Raw genomic sequence first — 3932 nt, forward strand, 5'->3', positions numbered from 1 at the left:
CGCCGTAGTAGCGTTTGGCGGGGTAGCCTTCGGCGTACTTGTTGGTGAGCACGGAGCCCATCGCCGCCATGACGGCGCGCGAGGTGAAGTTCTCGGAGGCGATCAGCTCGATCTGGTGGTTCTGGCGGCGGTACTCTTCGATAATGATGTCGGCGATCTCGGCGTCAACGTCCCGGATGTACTTGTCGCTGTTCTTGTCCATTAATATCTACCTGCCCTTTCGATATAAATAACCATCTCAAAAATACACGATATATTGCGTATCTCTCTTGTGGACATGTTATTTCTTTCATCGAGCTTTGTCAAGCTGTATAATGTATATTTTAAAATTTTAGTGATGCGAGTATTAAATAGGAAGAACTGCCTTCGTACAGTGCTACAATATAAGCAAGACACTGTAGGCCTGTTAACAGGCAGAGCAGACTGCGACATTCCACAGGAGCCGGTGACAAGATGGCAGAGAAGGGGGAGCTCTATAGATGAAAGACATCGTTGAGGATTTTCTCGAGCTGGTGCAGATCGACGCGGCGTCGGGGAATGAACGCGGCGTGGCCGACGCGGTAAAGGGGAAACTCGGGGCGCTGGGGCTGGCGGTCGAGGAGGATGACGCGGGGGCCGGTTTCGGCGGCAACGCGGGCAACGTGCTGGCGGTGCTCGACGGCGGGCTGCCCGGCTCGATCCTGCTCAACGCCCACATGGATCGGGTCGCCAACGGGCAGGGGATCAAGCCGCAGATCAAAGACGGCCTGATCGTTTCCGACGGCACGACGATTTTGGCGGCCGACGATCTGTCGGGCGTGGCGGCGCTGATCGACAGCGTCCGCCGTCTGCAGGCCTGCGGACGAAAGTTCCCGCGCGTGGAATATCTCTTCACCGTGGGGGAGGAAGCGGGGCTTCTGGGGAGCAAGGCTTTCGACACAAGGTGGCTGCGCGCCAAAGTCGGCTACGCGTTCGACTCGCCCGGTCGGCTGGGGCGTGTGGTCTGCGCCGCTCCGGGGCAGGTGAGCCTGACGGTCGAGGTGGCGGGAAAAGCGGCGCACGCCGGCAACTGTCCCGAAGAGGGCGTCAACGCCGTGACGGCGCTGGCGAAAATCCTCGCGACGATCCGCGACGGCCGTCTCGATCCCGAGAGCACGGCCAACTTCGCCGTGCTGGACTGCGGCACCAAAGTCACCAACATCGTCCAGTCCTACGCCGTCTGCCGGGGTGAAATGCGCAGCCGCAACGACGCGGCTCTGTCCGCCTACGTGGAATATTTCGAGAAGCACTGCCGGGAGGCGGCCGCGGGAACCGGCGCCGCGGTCACGACGACGGTGACGCCGCAATACGAAAGTTTCAGCTTCGACGAGGACGCTCCGGTGATCCAGGCGGCGCTGGCCGCCCTGCGCGGCATGGGCGCGGAGGCGCAGGTCAACGGCGGCGGCGGAGGCATGGACGCCAACGTTTTCAACGCCGCCGGGATCGGCGTTGTCGGCGTCGCCACGGGGTACAGCGGCAACCACGGCGTTTCCGAACGGATCGTGCTCGACGACCTGCGCCGTGCCGGCGAACTGGCCGAACGCATTGTTCTTGCCTGGGGCGACAGGGGCGGGCTGCCCGAATAGATTTTGCGCCGGCGCGGGGAAGTCCTTTGGGACAGTTCATTTAAAGAATATGCAGAAAGCGCTCCGAGGAGTTTCTCGCAGGGAATGAGAAACTCGCGGAGCGCTTTTTTATCGCGCAGGACGTGCAGGCATAAAACGCCTGAAAAGCGATGCGGGACTTTTTTTGTTCGAAGCTGCCGTTCAAAAGAAATCACCTGCGAAAAAGTGATCGTTTTTGCAGTAATACGGTACATTAAAACAGAAAAATTGGTCATTTTTTATTAATGACGTGAATCGTCCTTTATGATAATTTGGCGTTGATTGATAGTTATTAATTTTTTATAAAGTGACGTGTCGGAGGGAACCTCCGGCGGGATTTTTGCTGAAGGCTGGCCGCGGCCAGGCCGAACAGCGGAGAAAGATGAAAAGGAGCGATAGTCATGAATCTGAGCACGTTTAACGGCGATTGGTCGAAAGTGAACTTTCTGAACCTGATGATGATCGACCTGAGGGGCAACCTGCGCTCGGTGACGCTGCCCCGCGAGTACGCGACCGAAAAGGTTTTGCGCGACGGCATCGGTTTCGACGGCTCCAACTACGGCTACGCCAAAGTCAGCAATTCCGACATGGTGGCCGTTCCCGACATGGGGCGGGCGCTGCTGGAACGGCGCGGCGAGTTCAACACCGTGCACGTGTTCTGCGACGTGGTCTCCGCCACCGACGAACGTATCCCCTTCGAGCAGTATCCTCGCAACGTCGTCAGAAACGCCGCTAGGTACCTGCGCGACAAGAAGATCGCCGACGACGCCAAAATGCTGGTGGAGCTGGAATATTACGCGTTCGATCAGGTGGAGTACACGATCCAGCCCAACCGCGTCGGCTACAGAGTCGCCACCGCCGAGGGGCTGGGCGACGATTTCAGCAGCGCGCCGCGCTTCGGCCTGTTCGACGGCTATCACCGCGTCTCGCCCGAGGACCGCTACCGCGATTTCCGCGACACGACGGTGGAGCTGATGGGGATCGCCGGCGTGCCGGTGAAGTATCATCATCACGAAGTGGCCGCCGGCCAGCTGGAGATCGAGCTGGAATTCACGTCGATGGAGAAGACGGCCGACGACGTGACGCTGGCCAAGTGGATCATCCGCACCGTGGCCCGCGAGATGGGCATCTTCGCCACGTTCATGCCCAAGCCGATGAACAAGGTTTCCGGCAGCGGCATGCACGTGCACCAATTCCTGACCCGCGACGGCAAAAGCCTGTTCCCCGGCGACGGCGTCGCCAATCTGTCGCCGCTGGCGCTTTCCTACACGGCGGGACTGCTGACCCACAGCCAGACGGGCAGCCTGCTGGCGTTCACCAATCCAAGCACCAACAGCTACCGCCGCCTCGTGCCCGGCTTCGAAGCGCCCGTCAGCGCCACGTTCGCCAAGGGCTCGCGCTGCGCCGCCGTGCGCATCCCCAGCTATCTCAAGAAGGATAGCACGCGCGTGGAGTACCGGCCCGGCGACGCCTCGGCCAACGTTTACTTTATGCTGGCCGGCATGGTCATGGCCGGCTGCGACGGCATCGCCGCCCAGCTCGATCCCGTGGCGCTCGGCATGAACAGCGCCGAGATCCTTCAGGAAAAGATCTTCCCGCTCAGCCTGAACGCCGTGCTCGACGGCTTGGAAAAGGATCACGCTTATCTGCGGCCCGTCTTCCCCGAGCAGCTCATCGAGCAGTGGATCAAGGTCAAGCGCGAGGAAGCCGCCTACATCTACAACGCCCCGACGCCGCAGGAGTACGAGCTGTACTTCTGAATCAGGTACGAGCAGAGAAAACTCAAGAGCAACGGCAAAGGCCGGCGAGCACGCTCGCCGGCCCTTGCCGTTGGAAATGTTTCAGACGGAACGTTTTCGTTTGCGCGGGGAAAGGTAACTCTCCGCACACCCGTTCCTCGTTTTATACTATTTCTTAATTAAAAGGCCGAACGCAAGGGGGGCTGCGGGGGAGATTCACAAAGCGAGCTGCGCAGACCGCGTAGCGGTCGAGGTAGTCCTGAGCGACTGAACTCCCCCGCAGCCCCCGGAAAACTATGTTAATACTTTCTATCAAGAATTAGTATTACTTGTGTCGTTGTTCAGTGATAAAGTCCCCCATAACTGTTCCAAGAAAATGTCACTCTGAGATAATACCGTTCATGAAACAGGAGCGAATGACATTGTCACAAAAGGAACTGGATCGTATCAGGATTATCGGAGCGCTTGTCGAGGGACGCATGACGAACAGGGAGGCGGCGGAGAAGCTGGGGCTCTGTCAACGGCAAATCATCAGGATCAAGAAGAGGTTCGTCGCTCAAGGGGCGGCGGG

Annotated in this window: 3 protein-coding genes and 1 pseudogene; 3 read left to right on the top strand and 1 reads right to left on the bottom strand. The window is 59.3% G+C overall.

The window, feature by feature from the left end:
• Window positions 1–202 (bottom strand): annotated as a pseudogene (locus tag B0D78_RS11955) (serine hydroxymethyltransferase); the annotation flags it as partial.
• A 277-nt stretch (window positions 203–479) separates the two neighbouring features.
• Between B0D78_RS11955 and B0D78_RS11960 the strand changes: the two are divergent.
• The 3 genes from B0D78_RS11960 to B0D78_RS13610 form a co-directional block, all read left to right on the top strand.
• Window positions 480–1604 carry a M20/M25/M40 family metallo-hydrolase gene (locus B0D78_RS11960; RefSeq protein ID WP_078017168.1) on the top strand — a complete coding sequence of 375 codons (1125 nt, stop codon included), beginning with the start codon at window positions 480–482 and terminating at the stop codon, window positions 1602–1604.
• Window positions 1605–2023: 419 nt separating this feature from the next.
• Window positions 2024–3382, top strand: coding sequence for a glutamine synthetase family protein (locus B0D78_RS11965; RefSeq protein ID WP_078017169.1), 1359 nt, complete (start codon window positions 2024–2026; stop codon window positions 3380–3382).
• Between the two features lie 395 nt (window positions 3383–3777).
• A partial coding sequence (locus tag B0D78_RS13610) for a helix-turn-helix domain-containing protein (RefSeq protein ID WP_446737334.1) occupies window positions 3778–3932 on the top strand: 155 nt, incomplete at its 3' end.

The sequence above is a fragment of the Pyramidobacter sp. C12-8 genome (assembly GCF_002007215.1).
In the GTDB taxonomy this organism is placed as follows: domain Bacteria; phylum Synergistota; class Synergistia; order Synergistales; family Dethiosulfovibrionaceae; genus Pyramidobacter.